The organism is Veillonella parvula (assembly GCF_024461875.1).
Taxonomy (GTDB): Bacteria; Bacillota; Negativicutes; order Veillonellales; family Veillonellaceae; genus Veillonella; species Veillonella parvula_I.
In genome coordinates, this window is sequence record NZ_JANGAL010000122.1 from 1 (window position 1) to 229 (window position 229).

Here is a 229-nt window from a genome sequence, read left to right on the forward strand (position 1 = left end):
CGTAAAGTAGGACACATAGCTTTCACTGTCCTCATGTTCCAGACGCAAATATCGCTGGCTTTCTTCCACCACGCAACGGGTAGGACGGATAAGTTCATAATACTTAATCAGTGTTTCTCTTTTTAAATTTCTTTTTGGAAGAGGATACTCATAATCTTCATAGGCTATCCCGTCCCTGCCGTAGAGGTGTTCCATCAGATACGCAAAGTCTTTGGCTTCCAGTCGGCGG

General features: G+C 44.5%; 1 protein-coding gene. It reads right to left on the reverse strand.

Translation table 11 applies throughout. From position 1 onward, the window contains the following. The coding region (locus tag NE668_RS10075; RefSeq protein ID WP_256196894.1) for a hypothetical protein at positions 1-229 on the reverse strand (229 nt) is incomplete at both ends.